Source organism: Roseateles sp. AC306 (assembly GCF_979253795.1).
This window is the reverse complement of the sequence record NZ_CEEDEB010000003.1, coordinates 309,079-323,347: the sequence shown is the minus strand read 5'-3', so window position 1 is coordinate 323,347 and position 14,269 is coordinate 309,079. Positions and strand designations below refer to the sequence as shown.

General features: G+C 68.6%; 9 protein-coding genes. 1 reads left to right on the top strand and 8 read right to left on the bottom strand.

Annotated features, from left to right (window positions below; translation table 11 throughout):
- The first annotated feature begins 829 nt into the window (after positions 1 to 829).
- On the top strand, positions 830 to 2,851 hold the full coding sequence (gene fusA, locus AC0IZJ_RS09535; RefSeq protein WP_471848969.1) for an elongation factor G: 2,022 nt from the start codon (positions 830 to 832) through the stop codon (positions 2,849 to 2,851).
- Between the two features lie 41 nt (positions 2,852 to 2,892).
- Here fusA and AC0IZJ_RS09530 read toward each other — a convergent pair whose 3' ends face one another.
- The 8 genes from AC0IZJ_RS09530 to galA form a co-directional block, all read right to left on the bottom strand.
- Entirely contained in the window at positions 2,893 to 3,366 is a 474-nt protein-coding gene (locus AC0IZJ_RS09530; RefSeq protein ID WP_471848967.1) for a hypothetical protein, read from the bottom strand.
- Between the two features lie 19 nt (positions 3,367 to 3,385).
- Positions 3,386 to 3,793 (bottom strand): hypothetical protein, encoded by a 408-nt coding sequence (locus AC0IZJ_RS09525; protein ID WP_471848965.1) that lies wholly within the window; start codon positions 3,791 to 3,793, stop codon positions 3,386 to 3,388.
- A 342-nt stretch (positions 3,794 to 4,135) separates the two neighbouring features.
- Positions 4,136 to 4,837, bottom strand: a complete 702-nt coding sequence (locus AC0IZJ_RS09520) for a polysaccharide deacetylase family protein (RefSeq protein WP_471848963.1) — start codon at positions 4,835 to 4,837, stop codon at positions 4,136 to 4,138.
- Between the two features lie 11 nt (positions 4,838 to 4,848).
- Positions 4,849 to 6,168 (bottom strand): MFS transporter, encoded by a 1,320-nt coding sequence (locus AC0IZJ_RS09515; protein ID WP_471848962.1) that lies wholly within the window; start codon positions 6,166 to 6,168, stop codon positions 4,849 to 4,851.
- Positions 6,165 to 7,706 (bottom strand): hypothetical protein, encoded by a 1,542-nt coding sequence (locus AC0IZJ_RS09510; RefSeq protein ID WP_471848960.1) that lies wholly within the window; start codon positions 7,704 to 7,706, stop codon positions 6,165 to 6,167. Before AC0IZJ_RS09510 ends, AC0IZJ_RS09515 begins: the two co-directional genes overlap by 4 nt.
- A 16-nt stretch (positions 7,707 to 7,722) precedes the next feature.
- Entirely contained in the window at positions 7,723 to 9,438 is a 1,716-nt protein-coding gene (locus AC0IZJ_RS09505) for a glycoside hydrolase family 9 protein (protein WP_471848958.1), read from the bottom strand.
- The gene (locus tag AC0IZJ_RS09500) at positions 9,435 to 11,462 is read right to left on the bottom strand and encodes a glycoside hydrolase family 2 protein (RefSeq protein ID WP_471848956.1); all 2,028 of its coding nucleotides are present in this window, start codon (positions 11,460 to 11,462) and stop codon (positions 9,435 to 9,437) included. The genes AC0IZJ_RS09505 and AC0IZJ_RS09500 overlap by 4 nt, the downstream gene beginning before the upstream one ends.
- Positions 11,459 to 14,269, bottom strand: coding sequence for a beta-galactosidase GalA (gene galA / locus AC0IZJ_RS09495; protein ID WP_471848954.1), 2,811 nt, complete (start codon positions 14,267 to 14,269; stop codon positions 11,459 to 11,461). The genes AC0IZJ_RS09500 and galA overlap by 4 nt, the downstream gene beginning before the upstream one ends.

The following is a 14,269-nucleotide window of genomic DNA, read 5'->3' as shown; positions in this document are numbered from 1 at the left end:
CTAGCCCACATAACCGCGTCCACCCATGGTCTCAAGCCGCTGGCTCAGCACGTGAGCCACCAAACGTCAGCCACAAAATGCATCACTGCAAACCAACCGGTCCGAGATGTCGAGGAGGCGTGGCGGAGGAATTCCCTTGCTTTCCACCTTTCGCCAGGAACGGGTTTCCAACTTCCGGCGGATCTGGCTTCCAACTTTTGGAGGGGTGCCCACGTTGGCGCCCTCAGCGCAGGCCGGAAACCAAAGCTTGGATCACGACGGTTTCTCTGAACTCGACAGCGGCCGGCCGACGTGGAGTCCCTTGAAACCGACAGCCGCGTCACCAGATTTCCCCACCAATCCCAGGCCTGTTCAGGCGGACAGACAATCGCACCCATCATGAAGATCAACCACACGACCCAAGCCCGCCTCAGCACCTGAGACGCCCTTCGACCGTGTTCGGAAGGCGCCCCGCCTTCCGGTTCAAACAAACCCCGGCAGGCTCGCACCTCCCGGGGTTTTGTTTTTCTCAACCTAGATCCGGTAGTTGGGCGGGCCCGAGGGGCTGGAGAGGCAGGACGCTGGCAAGGCGCGCCGACGACGTGGGCTGATGCCCGCTAGGAGAAGCAACGCAGCCAGCGACCTGAAGCGCCAGACCAGCGGGCTCGCCTGACTGCCGGGTTTAGGTTCAAACACCATGCGCACACGCACTTTCGACAAGCTGATCGCCACGATTCCCGAGCGCCGGAGCGCGGCTTTGTCGCGTCTGCGCTTCGGCGTCCTGCCTTTGCGCTAGTGCCCTCGGCGATTCCGTCTGAGGGGCTGGCCCCTCACTCATTCAGGAATCGCCATGAACTCGAGCACCAACACCTCCTTCCGCAAGCTGCGCAACATCGGCGTCATCGCCCACGTCGACGCGGGCAAGACCACGACCACCGAACGCATCCTGTTCTACACGGGCGAAAACCATCGCATCGGCGAAGTGCACAACGGCGCCACGACGATGGACTTCGACCCGCAGGAACGGGCACGCGGCATCACCATCCACAGCGCGGCCACGACCGTGCACTGGCAGGGCACGCAGATCAACCTGATCGACACACCCGGACACATCGACTTCAACCTCGAGGTGCGCCGCTCGCTGCGCGTGCTGGACGGTGCCGTCGTCGTCTTCGACGGCGTGGCCGGCGTGGAGCCGCAGACCGAGACCAACTGGCGCCTCGCGGACGAGTACCGCGTGCCGCGCATCGCTTTCGTCAACAAGCTGGACCGTGTGGGCGCGGATTTCGGCCGCGTCGTCGCGTCCCTGCAGGACCGCCTGGGCGTGCGCGCGCTGCCGCTGCAGCTGCCCATCGGCGCGGAAGGCGAGTTCCGCGGCGTGGTGGACCTGCTGACGATGCAGGCCCTCGTCTGGGACCGCGACGACGCTTCTGAGCCGCCGCGTGTGAGCGACATCCCGGCCGAGCTGCTGCCGGCTGCCGAGGCCGCGCGTGCGCGTCTCATGGAAGCCGCTGCCGAACAGGACGACGCACTGCTGGACGCCTGGCTGCGCGGCGCCGAGTTGCCTGTGGACGACGTGCGTGCGGCGCTGCGCCGCGGCACCCTCGCGGGCGCCTTCGTGCCCGTGCTGGCCGGCTCGGCCTTCCGCAACCGCGGCGTGGAGCCGCTGCTGGATGCCGTCGTGGCCTACCTGCCCAGTCCTGGTGAAGCACCGGGCTCCGCAACGACCGACGGCCCGCTGTCTGCCCTCGCCTTCAAGCTGACCGCCGACGACCACGGCGCGATGGTGTTCGTGCGCGTCTACAGCGGCCGGCTCAGGCGCGGCGACACGGTGTTCAACGCCAGCACCGGCAAGCCCGAACGCGTGTCTCGCCTGTACGAGATCCACGCCGACCGGCGCGTCGAACGCGACGAACTCGTCGCGGGCGACATCGCGGGCGTCGTCGGCCTGAAGGACGTATTGACCGGCCACACGCTGGCGTCCGCCAAGGACGCGGCCGTGCTGGAAAGCATCGCCGTGCCTGCGGCCGTCATCGACGTCGCCATCGAGCCGCGCAAGCAGGCCGATGCCGCAGCCCTTGCCAAGGGCCTGGGCGTGCTCGTCCGTGAAGACCCGTCTCTGCGGCTGCGGCAGGACGCCGACTCGGGCCAGACGCTGCTGTCCGGCATGGGCGAGCTGCAGCTGGAAGTGGCGGTGGAGAAGCTGCGCTCACGCTTCGGCGTGGACGTGGCCACGGGCCGCCCGCAGGTCGCCTACCGCGAGACCATCAAGGCCGCGGCTGAGCTGCGCCATGTGCACAAGAAGCAGAGCGGCGGCCCCGGCCAGTTCGCCGAGCTGACGCTGCGCATCGCGCCGCTGCCGCGTGGCGATGGCTTCCGCTTCGAGAGCCAGGTCATGGGCGGCGCGATCCCGCGCGAGTTCATCCCGGCGGTCGAGGCGGGCATTCGCAAGGCGGCGCAGGCGGGTCCGTTCGCCGGCCATCCGCTGGTGGACTTCGAGGCCGTTCTGCTGGACGGCAGCGCGCATGTGCGTGACTCGTCGGCGCTGGCCTTCGAGTTGGCGGCGGCGGCGGCGCTGCGCGAGGCCGTGTTGAAGGCGGCGCCTGCGGTGCTGGAGCCGGTCATGGCCGTCGAGGTCATCACGCCGGCCGAATCGCTCGGCGATGTCATCGGCGACCTGCTGCGCCGGCGCGGCCAGGTGCAGGGCCAGGCGGCACGCGGCAACGCGGTTGCCGTGGCGGCCGATGTGCCACTGGAGCGCATGTTCGGCTACATCGGGCAGTTGCGCGCGCTCAGCTCGGGGCGGGCGCTGTTCACCATGCAGTTGAGCCATTACGCGGAAGTGCCGGTGCGGGCCGCGCTGGCGGCTTGAGCGAGGGCGGTGGTTGGCCGGAATTGGCCAGCCTCTGCTTATCAACCGCGATTCCGCCCCACCACGAACGCCACGATGGCCAAACCCGCGGCGACCACGAGGGCGTCTTCGATCAAGCCGCTGCGGGTCTGGCCGATACGGGCCATCGCGCGCTTGCGGGCGGCCAGCGTGGCGTAGGCGAGCGGCACGGCGGTCGCGACAGCCGCCGTGGCACCGGCTCGCTCCTTGCCATGCGGCGCCAGCGCGGCGCCGGCAATTCCTGCGCTCGCGACGCGCGCCATCAGCCCCAGGGCCACGGTGCGGTCGGGCGCCGTCTTCATCTTGTCGCCGAACAGTTCGCCCACACCCATCACCAGGGCGCCGAACTTGAACAGCGGCCGGTCCAGCAGGAAAAGTTCCCCTGGCGTGCGACGGCCTGCGAGCCGGGCCAAGGCGATGGACGCCATGGGCGTCATCGAGCGGGCGCTGGCGACGGCGCCGATCAGGACGGATGAGAGAAGGCTGCGGACGGTCATCTTGGTTTCTCCAGCAGGGTCAGCGCTGCGGCTTCACCGGCGCCGACGACGCCAGCCCGCGCTCACAGGCTGCCTTGGCCGTTGCGCTACTGGCGGCCATGCAACGCGCCGCGCCGTCGTCCACGCCACCGGGCACATTGCCGGCAGGCGCCGAGGCAGTGATTGCGGCGGCGGTGCTGTTCCTCGGCTTGAGCGGTATCGAGATCTGCGGAATCACCCGTTCCTCCGGCCGCTGATTGCCGGGCTCCTTGGCGTTCTCGGCGGCCGTGATGGCGGCGTTTCGCGTCGGGACCTGCTTGGACGCAGCAGTCATCGGCTCGGCTGCGGAGGCGGGTGACGAAGCCGGCATGGCTGCTTGAGCCCACGCACCGCTCGTGAAGGCCGCTGCGAGGATGCTGCCAAGGATGACGTGGAGAACGACTTTCATGAGGCACCGCGCTTGCAGCTGTGATGCGATGAATGTCACCTTGCACGTGGCGAACGTGTGTAGGAGGGCGGCTTGCAATGTGTGGTGCAGCCGCTGATACCCGTCGAAGTGTGGCGCGTGTGTCTAAGCTGACGCCACCATGCTCGCCGCTTTTGCGGTTGTCCGTGCTGCTCGTTGCATTGCCGGGGGTCCGTCCCGGCAATGCATCGAGCAGACGCACGGCTCTCAAAGACGATCGACTACCAGCACGATGCGACGCGCTAGAAAGCGCCATCGCCACATAGGCTCACCCCCTCAATCGCTAGAACCGGCCGATTGGGGTATGCACAAAATTCCTGGTCATCACTCCCAGCGCAGATGCACCACCCGGTACCCCTTCCCCTTCAACGCCTGCAGCAAAAACGGCATCGCCCTCGCCGTCTGATCTTGCGCGTCATGCAGCAGCACGATGCCACCGCCACTCTTGCCCAACCCATCCAGCAGCTTGTCCGCCAGCATCTGCGGCGTCTGCTCGGGCAGCCAGTCCTCAGCACCCGCGTCGATGGACATGACGGTGATGGCCCGGTCAGCAAGCGCCTTCATCAGCGGGGGCGTTTCCTCCAGGAAGGGGAAGCGGTAGGCCGCCGGCTCGCTGCCCAGTACGGCGCGGTAGGAGGCCACCACGGCGTCGAGGTCGGCGAGCTGGGCAGGCGCGGGCATTTGCGAGAAGTGCGGGTGCTGGTCGCCATGCATGCCCACCGTATGGCCGGCGTCGCGCACCTGTCGGGCCAGCGCCGGATGCTGGCGCATCGGCTCGCCATTCATGAAGAAGCTGGCCTTCACGCATTGCTCGGCCAGCGCCTTCAGGATGACCGGCGTGGACTCGGGTCGCGGGCCGTCGTCAAAGGTCAGCACGACCTCGCCCGGCGCCAGCGTCGGCAGCGCCGCATGTTGGGCGGTGCCCCAGGCCGCGCCCTCGCGCTTGAGCATCAGCGTGCGTGACGTGCCCAGCACATCAGGGCCGCAGGCGGGCGCGGAGGCGGCCGTGGCCAGCAAGACGCTCATCAGCAGCCCCATCAGTGGCCACCCGCCGGCGCAGCCTGGCCGCCGAACTCATCCGCTTCTTCGTGGTCATGCGGGAAGGGCGCCAGCCAGGCCAGGATCACCGGCGGGACCGAGAAGACCAGCACCCAGCCGAAGAAGCTCAGGTAGTTGTGGTCGACCGCGTTCCACATGAAGCCGCTGACCGTCCCCGTGCCCCACTTGGTGAGCGCCATGACGCCGGTGGCCATCGCGTAGTGGGCCATGCGGAAGGGCCCCGGGGCGATCTGCTGCATCATGTAAAGCATGTGGCCCACCGAGCCCATGCCGAAGCCGAACTTCTCGATCGAGACGATGACGGCAATGGTCAGCGTGTCGGTCGGCATCGTCTGCGCGAGGTAGAAGTAGGTCAGGTGCGGGATGTTGAGCACGAGGGCCAGCGTGAAGAAGCTGCGGGGCAGCGTGCGCTTCGCGACCAGAAAGCCGCCCAGGAAGGCGCCGGCGATAAAGGTCAGCGTGCCGACGGTGCCGTTGATGTGGCCCAGGGATTCGTTGTCCATGCCCAGGCCGCCGGCGGCGCGCGCGTCCAGCAGGAACAGCGGGCCGAACTTCTCGATGAAGCCTTCGCCGAAGCGGTAGAAGAAGATGACGGCCAGCATCATCCAGATCTGCGGCTTCTTGAAGAAGGTGATCCAGGCCTCGGCCGTGGCCTTCAGGCCGACGCCCAGGCCCTGGCCGTGCAGCGCCGAGGGCGAGCCCGGCGGCAGCACGCGCACGTGATAGATGCCGAACAGCGCCATCGCGGCCGCCGCCATGGACACGACGATGACCCAGCACTGCACCCAGCTCATGCCGACGTGGTTGTGCAGATAGCCGGTCAGGGACACGAACAGGCCCGAGCCGATGACGGCGCCCATGTTCCAGCACATGCCCTGCAGGCCCGAGTAGCGCGCCTGGTCGGTCTTGGAGACGGTCGTCATGAAGACGCCGTCGGCGCAGGTGTCCTGCGTGGCGGAGGCAAAACCGACGAGCCAGAAGAAGGCCAGCGACAGCCTGAAGAAGCCCTCCAGCGGCAGGCACAACGCCACCAGGCCGAGGCCGGCGGCCATCGTGAACTCCATGCTGATGACCCAGAAGCGCTTGCTGCGGTAGGCCTCCAGCAGCGGCGCCCACAGGGGCTTGAGCACCCAGGGCAGGTACATCTGCGAGGTGTAGAGGGCGATGTCCTCGTTGGACACACCCAGGTTCTTGTAGATGATGGCGGCGACGACGCCGACCATCACATTGGGCAACCCCATGGCCAGGTAGAGCGAGGGCACCCAGGTGAGCGGATGGCGGTAGGTCTGCTGAGTCATGGTGGGGTGGGCTTCTTGCTGCCGTTCAGGAGGGCGAGGACGTCGGAGACCTCTTGGTTGGATTGCAGGGCTTGCAGCGCGGCGCGGGCTCGCTCGGTGGACTCGCCGCCGTGCGGGTTGTTCGCCAATGACTCCAGGCCGCGCCGGGCCTTGTCGCGGTTGCCGTCCTGCAGGTGCACCCAGATCGCCAGGTAGGCATATTCGCCCACCTGCGGTTCGAGCACGTTGGCAGCTTCCGCCGAGTTGCTCAGGCTGGGGCTCAGTCCCTTCTGGCTCAGCACCTGGGCCAGCTGGTAAAGGGTGGGCGCGTCGTTGCGGCGCTGCTTGTAGGCCCCCACCAGGAAGGCACGCGCCTGGTCCAGCGCCTGCGTGCGGTCGGCACCTGTGGCGTGCGCGGCCCGGGTCTGCCAGGCCCAGCCAAGCAGCCGGTTGGCCTCGAAGGGCGGCGCGTCCTGCTGCGCCCAGGGGCCGAGGATCTCCAGCGCCTTCTCGGATTCACCGTAGCGGATCTCGGCATAGGCCAGGGCCCAGCGCATGGCATCGGGCGCACGCTCGCCGCCGGCCTTCTTCACGCGTTCGCGCAGGCGCTGCAGCACCAGCTTGCCATGCTCGGCCTCGGGGCGAGTCGTGATGATCATCGCGTCGAGTTCGGCCTCCGCCTCGTCGGTGGCCACCTCGCTGACACGCACGGCCACGGTCTGAAGCGCTGCGTTGGGAATGCGTGCGGAGTAGGTGTTCTCAAGGTGCCGGCGCAGTTCGCCGTTGAGCCTGAGCGGCGCGATGCCGGTGGCGGGCTCCAGCGTGGCGACCGGGTCCTCGCCCGCGGCGACACGGCGGAAGTACTCGTTGAAGCGCTGCGTGCGTTCCGACTTGGAGAGCACGTAATGCGTCAGCAGCCAGGACTGGGCGTAGAAGACCTGGAAGTAGCTGTCGTCAATGTCCTGCTGACCGGTGGACTGGATTTTCGGATTCAGCAGGCGCGCCGCGTCCAGCCAGGGTCGGCGCGCCAGGATCTCGGCACTCGGGTTGCCGGCGCCGATCACCACGGCGTCGCTCTCGATGACGGTCGAACCGAAATATTCGGCAAAGCCTTCCACGTACCAGACGGGGTAGCTGATGCGCGCGTACTGGGCCATGACCCGGTGCGCATACTCGTGGAAGATCACCTTGCCGGTGAACTCAGTGTCGGCGCCCCGGTTATTGAAGACGAAGGCCTGCGAGCCGTCGGCCCGCGGGACGAACAGGCCCGCGAGCTGGCGGTTGCGCAGGTGCGGCACGACCCGGCCGATCATCTCGGGGTCGTCGCTCATGAGGATGGGAAACGGCGACCGCACCAGGTTTGCGCCAACCCCCAGTGTCAGCAGCATGGCCTGGTGCAGGCGTTCGAGGTCCTGCAGCTTTTCCTGCGTCATCGAGCGAGACGCCCGCGCCAACAGCCGGAAATTCGGGCTCTCGGCGCGATGCCAGTCGGCCGCCTCAGCCGTCCCGGCGAACCCGCTCGAAAGGCCGAGCAGCAGACAGGCGATCCACTTGAACATCGTCTCGCCCGCCTTCTCAGGGCGCCTTCGGCGTCAGCGCCTGCAGCGCCGCCGACACGTAGACCAACGGCGCGTTCCAGTTGATCGCCACTTCGTTGGCGGCGTAGCTGCAGCCGTGGTCGATGTACGACAGCGCTGGCAGCTTGGACGGATAGGCCGGGCAGTTCTTCTGGTCCTGCTGGCCGGGGTTGGGGCCGCCGACGATGAAGCCGGGCACGGGCGCGTCGATGCCGTCGGCCTCGGACGGCCGGTGGTGCGGGTGCATCGGCGGCTTGGTGCCGAAGCCGGTCACGTAGCTCTGGCCCAGCGGGTTGCGGCCCAGCACGTAGTCCAGCACGGACTGCGCCGCGTCCAGTTGCACGCGGTCATTGCTGATGCGATAGGACTGGATCAGCATCAACGCCTGGTTCAGCGCGTGGGAGTTGCTGCCCCAGACGAAGTCGGCCTTGCTCTCCATCGTCACGCGGTAGGCAGAAGCCTTCCAGCTGGCAGCGAGTTCATCGCCGAAGCCGCGCACGCGCTGGGCCACCAGGTCGGCATCGGCCTTCGTGAGCTTGTCGCGGTTCTGGGCCAGGCTTGTCCAGGCCAGACCTGCCACGTCGCCCCAGCCGGGCACACGGATGGCCAGCCCGTCCAGTTTCAGCGCGTCGCGGTAGGCGGCCTCGCCGGTCGTCAGGTAGAGCTCGGCGGCGGCCCAGGCGAATTCGTCGTCGAGCTTGGCGTCGCCGTACTCGCCGGTGCGCACGTCGGACGGGTTCTTGAAGGCCAGGCTGGGATTGGCGCGAGCCCACTTCCACGCGGCCACCGAAGCCTCGCGCAGGCGCGCCGACAGCCCCGGCCGCTGCGCCTCGAAAGGCTTGAAGACGCGGCTGGCATGCGCCATCACGGCGGCGAAGTCCAGCGCGGCGGCCGTGCCCTTGGCCACGACGTAGCGCTCACCCTTGGTCTCGTGCGGCATCTGGTTGCCGTCGAAGCTCTTGTTGGTGAGCTTGTGATAGACGCCGCCGTCGGCGGGGTCCTGCATCGTCAGCATCCATTCGAGGTTCCACAGCACCTCGTCGAGCAGATCGGGCAGTCCCCCGCCGCTTTCGGGGATGTTGAGGTTCTGCGCCTTGAACAGCTCCGGGAACTGCTCCCACGCGGCCAGCAGCGTATAGACGGTGATGCCGGAATTGACGATGTACTTGTTGTAGTCGCCTGCGTCGTACCAGCCCTTGGGCGAGCTGATGACGGTGCCCTCGGGGCGGCCGGCGCTGGCCGCCGACGCATGCACGATCACCTTGTCGTCGGCATGCCCGGCGGCGCGCGCCCACTTGCCGGCGTGCTGCGGCAGCAGCGGCGTGCTGGCGCGGTTGAAGTAGAAGGCCTTGATGGACGCGGCGTTGACGGCGGCGTAGGCGTCGACGGCGACGACGAAGGGCGGCGAGTCGGGCAGGCCCTTGACCTGCAGGCGGTAGCGGCCCGGTGCCTTCAGCGCGGAAAAATCCGCCAGCCGCACATCCTGGCCGGCCGGCGCCCAGCGCGCGGCGGCGCCGAGGCTGCCGCGCAGCACGGTGCGGCCGTTGTCGGCGTCGATGACCGTGAAGTCCGCGGCGTCGACCGCCGGCATGGCGGCCAGCTTGGCCGCGCCGGGCAGGTAGCCGATCTGGTTGACGGCAATCTCGCCGGTTTGAGCCTGAGCTTGAGTCAGGCCTGCGGCCAGCAGGGCGGCGCAAAGAATCTGTCGGTTCATGGAGTGACGACCCAGTTGATGTTGTCGACCGCGCCGTTGTCCCCACGGGCTTGCAGGCGGTTTCGGCCGGGGCTCAGGATAACGCTGTCCCAACGCGCGATACCGCCTTGCACGGCCTGTGCGGGCAGGTCGACGCCGTTGAGGTTCAGCACCGCGCTGCGGCCGTTGGCGTAGACCTTGATGTCGACCCGGCCGGCAGCGCGCGGCGTGGCCCGGCGGCTGGCGATGTGGATGACGGGCTGGCGGCTCCATTGCGCCTGGTAGTAGAGGAAGGCGTCCTTGCGCGTCTGCCGGTCATAGCTCGCCAGGCCCTTGTCGTTGATGCCGGGCCGGTCACCCTCGTTGCGGCCGGCCGAGGCGAGGTCGAAGCCGACCCAGACGAAGCTGCCCCAGAGCCAGGGCCGCGCGGCGATCTGCGGCCAGTAGGCCTCGTGGAACAAGGCCTGGTATTGCTCGGGGTGCCAGCGGTCCGTGGGCTTGGGGCGCACGGGCGGGTCCTGCTGGTGCAGCGCGCTGGCGCCGGCGCCGTACTCGGCCAGCGACAGCGCGCGGTCGGGCTGGCCGGCGTGCACGCGGTCGGCCCAGGGGCCGATGTCGCTGAACTGGCCGTCGTACCAGCCGTAGTAGCGGTTGAAGCCGATGACATCGGTCTGCCGCGCCATCGCATGATCGTCGGCGGCGCAGCAGTGGGCGTAGGCCGTCGCCCGCGTCGGGTCGAGCTCGTGGGCCAGGCGGCTCATGTCGGCCAGCAGCTTGACGATCGGCTCATCGGAGCGGTAGACCTCGTTGCCCACGCCCCAGATGACGACGGACGGGTGGTGCTGGTTCTGCTTGACCAGCTCACGCATCTGCTGCGCGAGGTTGGCGCGGAAGTCGTCGCCCTCGTCCATCGCCGAGTTCAGCGGAATCTCGGTCCAGGTCAGCAGGCCGGCGCGGTCGGCGTTGTCATAGGCACGCTGCGGATGCTGGAAGTGGACGAAGCGCAGGCCGGTCACGCCCAGCTCGCCCAGGATGCGGAAGTCCTCGTCGATCTGCGCGTCGCTGACGGCCAGGCCCTGGCCCGGGCGGCCGCTGTGGAAGAGGTTGACGCCATGCACCGCGTGCGGCCGGCCGTTCAGCAGCAGGCCGCGTTGCGGGTCGATCTGCACATGGCGCAGGCCGACCGGCAGCGTCAGCGTGTCAAGCACGTCGGCGCCGTCGCGCAGTTCGGCGATGAGCGTGTAGAGGTGCGGGTCCGTGGGGCCTTGCCAGAGGCGGGGCTGGGTCAGCGTCCAGGGCTGCTCGGCGACGACGGTGGTGCCGGGCGCCGCCTGCAATGCCTGCTGGCCTTGCGCCACGACCCGGCCGGTCGCGTCGCGCAGGTTGAGTTTGAGCGACAGGCGCCGGGCCGCGTCGCCGTCGTTGCGCACGCGGGCGCGCAAAGCCAGCTGGGCACGCTCGGCGCTGACCTCGGTGGCTGACACATAGACGCCCGGCCCGCCATCGTCGAGCAGGTCGAAGTGGGCGGCTGGCACGGCCAGCAACCTGACGCCGCGATAGAGGCCGCCGAAGACGGTGAAGTCGCCGCCCAGCGGCGCGACGTGTTTCGCCGTGGCGTTGTCCACGCGCACGGCGATCTGGTTGCGGCCGGCGCGCAGCCAGGGCGTGATGTCGATGCGGAAGGCCGCGTAGCCGCCGTCGTGGTGGCCGGCGCGCTCGCCGTTGACCCAGACCTCGGCACGCAGCGCGGCGCCATCGAACTGCAGGAAGTGGCGCAGTGCCGAAGCCGGCAGCTGCAGCTCGCGGCGGTACCAGCCGGGGCCGCGGTAGTAGGCGCCGCCCGCCTCACCGTCGACACCGTTCCAGGTGTGCGGCAGGCGCACCGCGGCCCAGGCGGAGTCGTCGAAGTGGGTGCCGCTCGCGCCGGCCGCGTCGGCGCGCAGGAAGCGCCAGCCGTCGTCCAGCACGATGACCTGCCGAGACGCCGAGGCGTGGCCGCCGACGAACAGCAGCAGCGCAAGAAGGAGGGGCTTGATGAGGCTCATGGCTTCACCACGACGACTTTGCCGCGCAGACCCGAGGGCTGCGCGGGGTCGGACTGGATCATCACCGTCAGCTGGCGCGTCGTCGCGCCCTGCGGCAGCGGCACCGAGAACTCGCCCGGCGCATCCGTGGTCTTCTCGCCCAGCTTGGCGCCGGCCAGCCACACCTGGGCCTTGCCGGCCAGCTCGCGGAACACCAGCCGCGCACGGCCGTCGTTGAGGTCGGCGCGCAGGCGCAGATCGGTGCGGTACAGGCGCCAAGCCGGCGCCTCGGCGGCCTGCTTGATCGGCACCTCGCCCCAGCCCCAGGTGTTCATGTCGTTGTCGGCGAGCTGGACGTTGGGGTCGGGCTGTGCGCCGTGCGCGGGCGAGATGCGCCAGTACAGCAACTGCGTGACGGGTTCGGCTGCGGCCACGGCTGGCGGCGTGGGCACGGGCTGCACGGCGAGGGTGATCTCGGCAGTCTGCAGGCCGTCAGCCAGCGCACGCAGCTTGACCTCGCCACCGCCGCCTCGATGGCTCTGCACGAGGACCTGCGCCAGCCCGTTGTAGAGGCTGCGCTCGTGCGCCTTCTCGGACTCGTGCGAGTTCGGGTCGCCATTGCCCACGCCGATGATGGCGGCCGCGCCGCTCAGCTCGAAGCGCACTTTGACGTTGGCGGTGGGCACCGGCCGGCCTTGCACGTCGAGGGCGCTGACGGTGACAGGCATCGCGTCCAGGCCGTCGCCGGCCAGCGCCTTGCGGTCGGGCGTCAACAGCAGGCGGGTCGCCGCGCCGCTGGTTTCGACCACGTCGCGAGCGATCTCGGCACCACCCTTCAGCGCGACGGCCTCCAGCTTGCCGGGCGCGTAGGCCACGTCGAAAGTGACCATCTCGAAGGGGTCGACATCGGCCTCACCCACGGACTGGCCATTGAGCAGCAGGCGCACACGCGGCGCGTTGCTCAGCACCATGACGCGCTGCCTGCGCCCCTCCTGCCCGGTCCAGTTCCAGTGCGGCGCGATCTTGACGACGGGCGCGTCCTCCAGCTTCACCCACTGCGCGCGATGCAACCAAAAGGCCGTCTTGGCAAAGCCACACAGGTCCATCGCGCCGAAGAAGGAGCCGGCGCTGGGCCACTCGAAGGGCGTGGGCTCGCCGCGGTAGTCGAAGCCGGTCCAGAGGAAGCCCCCGGCAATGAAGGGCCGCTCGGCAATCGCCTTCCAGGCCTGGCGATGCGTGTTGCCCCAGTAGGCGGCCTCGGTGTCGTCGGAGGCCATGATGTTGCGGGCGCGGTCGGTCTTGAATTCACCGCGCGACATGAAGGCGGAGGTGTCTTCCGAACTGGTCAGCGGCAGCTTGGGGTTGGCTTTGTGGAAGCGGTCGTAGTCGTTGATCTGGTAGTTGAAGCCGACCACGTCGACGGCCTGCGACACGTTGATGTCGGCGAACAGGCCGCCGTTCATCGCGGCCGTCACGGGTCGGGTCGGGTCCAGCGCCTTCACCGCGGCCACCATGCGGCGCACCATCTCGTAGCCCACCTCGGTGCCCTGCATGGGCTCCTCGTTGAAGACCGACCAGAGGATGACGCTCGGGTGGTTGCGGTCGCGCTTTACCAGCCAGGTCAGCTGCTGCATGTAGTCGGGCGACGGGTTGAAGTTGCGGTTCTCGTCCATGACGAGCAGGCCCATGCGGTCGGCCATGTCCAGCACCTCGGCGGCCGGCGCGTTGTGCGAGAAGCGGATGGCGTTGACGCCCATGTCCTTGAGGCGGCGTAGCCGGAATTCCCAGATGGCCTCGGGCACGGCAACGCCCACGCCGGCGTGGTCCTGGTGGATGCAGACGCCTTGCAGCTTGACGTGCTGGCCGTTCAGGAAGAAGCCCTGGTCGGCGTCGAAGCGGATCGTGCGGAAGCCGGTCTGGATCTCTGATTCATCCACGGTCTGCCCCGCCGTCAGCCGGGCGCGCACCCGGTACAGGCGCGGGTCCTTCAGTGTCCAAAGCTGCGGCTGCGCAATCGACAGTTGCAACCTGGCCGTGCTGGTGCCCAGCGGCTGCACACGCACCTTGCTGCGCGAGCGCGCGACCGTCTTGCCGGCGGGGTCGATCAGCATCACCTGGACCTCGGCGTCCTGCGCCGCTTTGCCGCTGCTGTTCACCTCGATCTCTACCGGCAGCGACCAGCGCTTGCCGTCCGTGCTGACCGGGTTGGCATGGAGGCCATCGGTGGCGATGTGCACGGCGTTGCGCTTGACCAGCCAGGTGTGGCGGTAGATGCCGGCGCCCTCGTACCACCAGCCTTCCATCGCATCGGCGTCCACGCGCACGGCGATGTTGTTCACGTCATCGCCGTAGCGCAGATAGGGCGTGATGTCGATGTTGCGGCCGTTGTAGCCGGACCAGTTGCGGTTGACAACATTGCCGTTGACCCAGACGGTGCTGTGCGTGGCGATGGCGTCGAATTGCAGCTCGATGTGGCGGCCGCGGTCGGTGACCGGCAGCTTGAAATAGCGCCGATACCAGCCGACGCCGCGTTCGCGGTAGCCCTGCGAGAGGTTCTCGTTGGGGTTGAAGCCGCCCTCGACGGCCCAGTCGTGCGGCAGGTCCAGGCGGCGCCAACCGGAGTCGTCGAAGCCGGTCGACGCAGCGCCGGTGACGCCGCCCGCCTTGGCTGCGTTGTATGAAGCGCCATGGCCCTTGATGGGCGGCGTGGGCACGTCGCCCTTGTGGAAGAGCCAGCCCTGGTCGAGCGACAGGCGCTCGCGTGGGCTTGCCTGAGCCAGGCTGGTCAGGGCAAGCAACAACATCAACAGAACGCGACGCCAGGCCAT

Excerpts from the sequence above, each read along its gene's own strand:
- galA (WP_471848954.1), bottom strand. The coding sequence starts at position 14,269 with ATGGCCTGGCGTCGCGTTCTGTTGATGTTGTTGCTTGCCCTGACCAGC.
- AC0IZJ_RS09505 (WP_471848958.1), bottom strand. The coding sequence starts at position 9,438 with ATGAACCGACAGATTCTTTGCGCCGCCCTGCTGGCCGCAGGCCTGACT.
- AC0IZJ_RS09510 (WP_471848960.1), bottom strand. The coding sequence starts at position 7,706 with ATGTTCAAGTGGATCGCCTGTCTGCTGCTCGGCCTTTCGAGCGGGTTC.
- AC0IZJ_RS09520 (WP_471848963.1), bottom strand. The coding sequence starts at position 4,837 with ATGAGCGTCTTGCTGGCCACGGCCGCCTCCGCGCCCGCCTGCGGCCCT.
- AC0IZJ_RS09500 (WP_471848956.1), bottom strand. The coding sequence starts at position 11,462 with ATGAGCCTCATCAAGCCCCTCCTTCTTGCGCTGCTGCTGTTCGTCGGC.
- AC0IZJ_RS09515 (WP_471848962.1), bottom strand. The coding sequence starts at position 6,168 with ATGACTCAGCAGACCTACCGCCATCCGCTCACCTGGGTGCCCTCGCTC.
- fusA (WP_471848969.1), top strand. The coding sequence starts at position 830 with ATGAACTCGAGCACCAACACCTCCTTCCGCAAGCTGCGCAACATCGGC.
- AC0IZJ_RS09525 (WP_471848965.1), bottom strand. The coding sequence starts at position 3,793 with ATGAAAGTCGTTCTCCACGTCATCCTTGGCAGCATCCTCGCAGCGGCC.
- AC0IZJ_RS09530 (WP_471848967.1), bottom strand. The coding sequence starts at position 3,366 with ATGACCGTCCGCAGCCTTCTCTCATCCGTCCTGATCGGCGCCGTCGCC.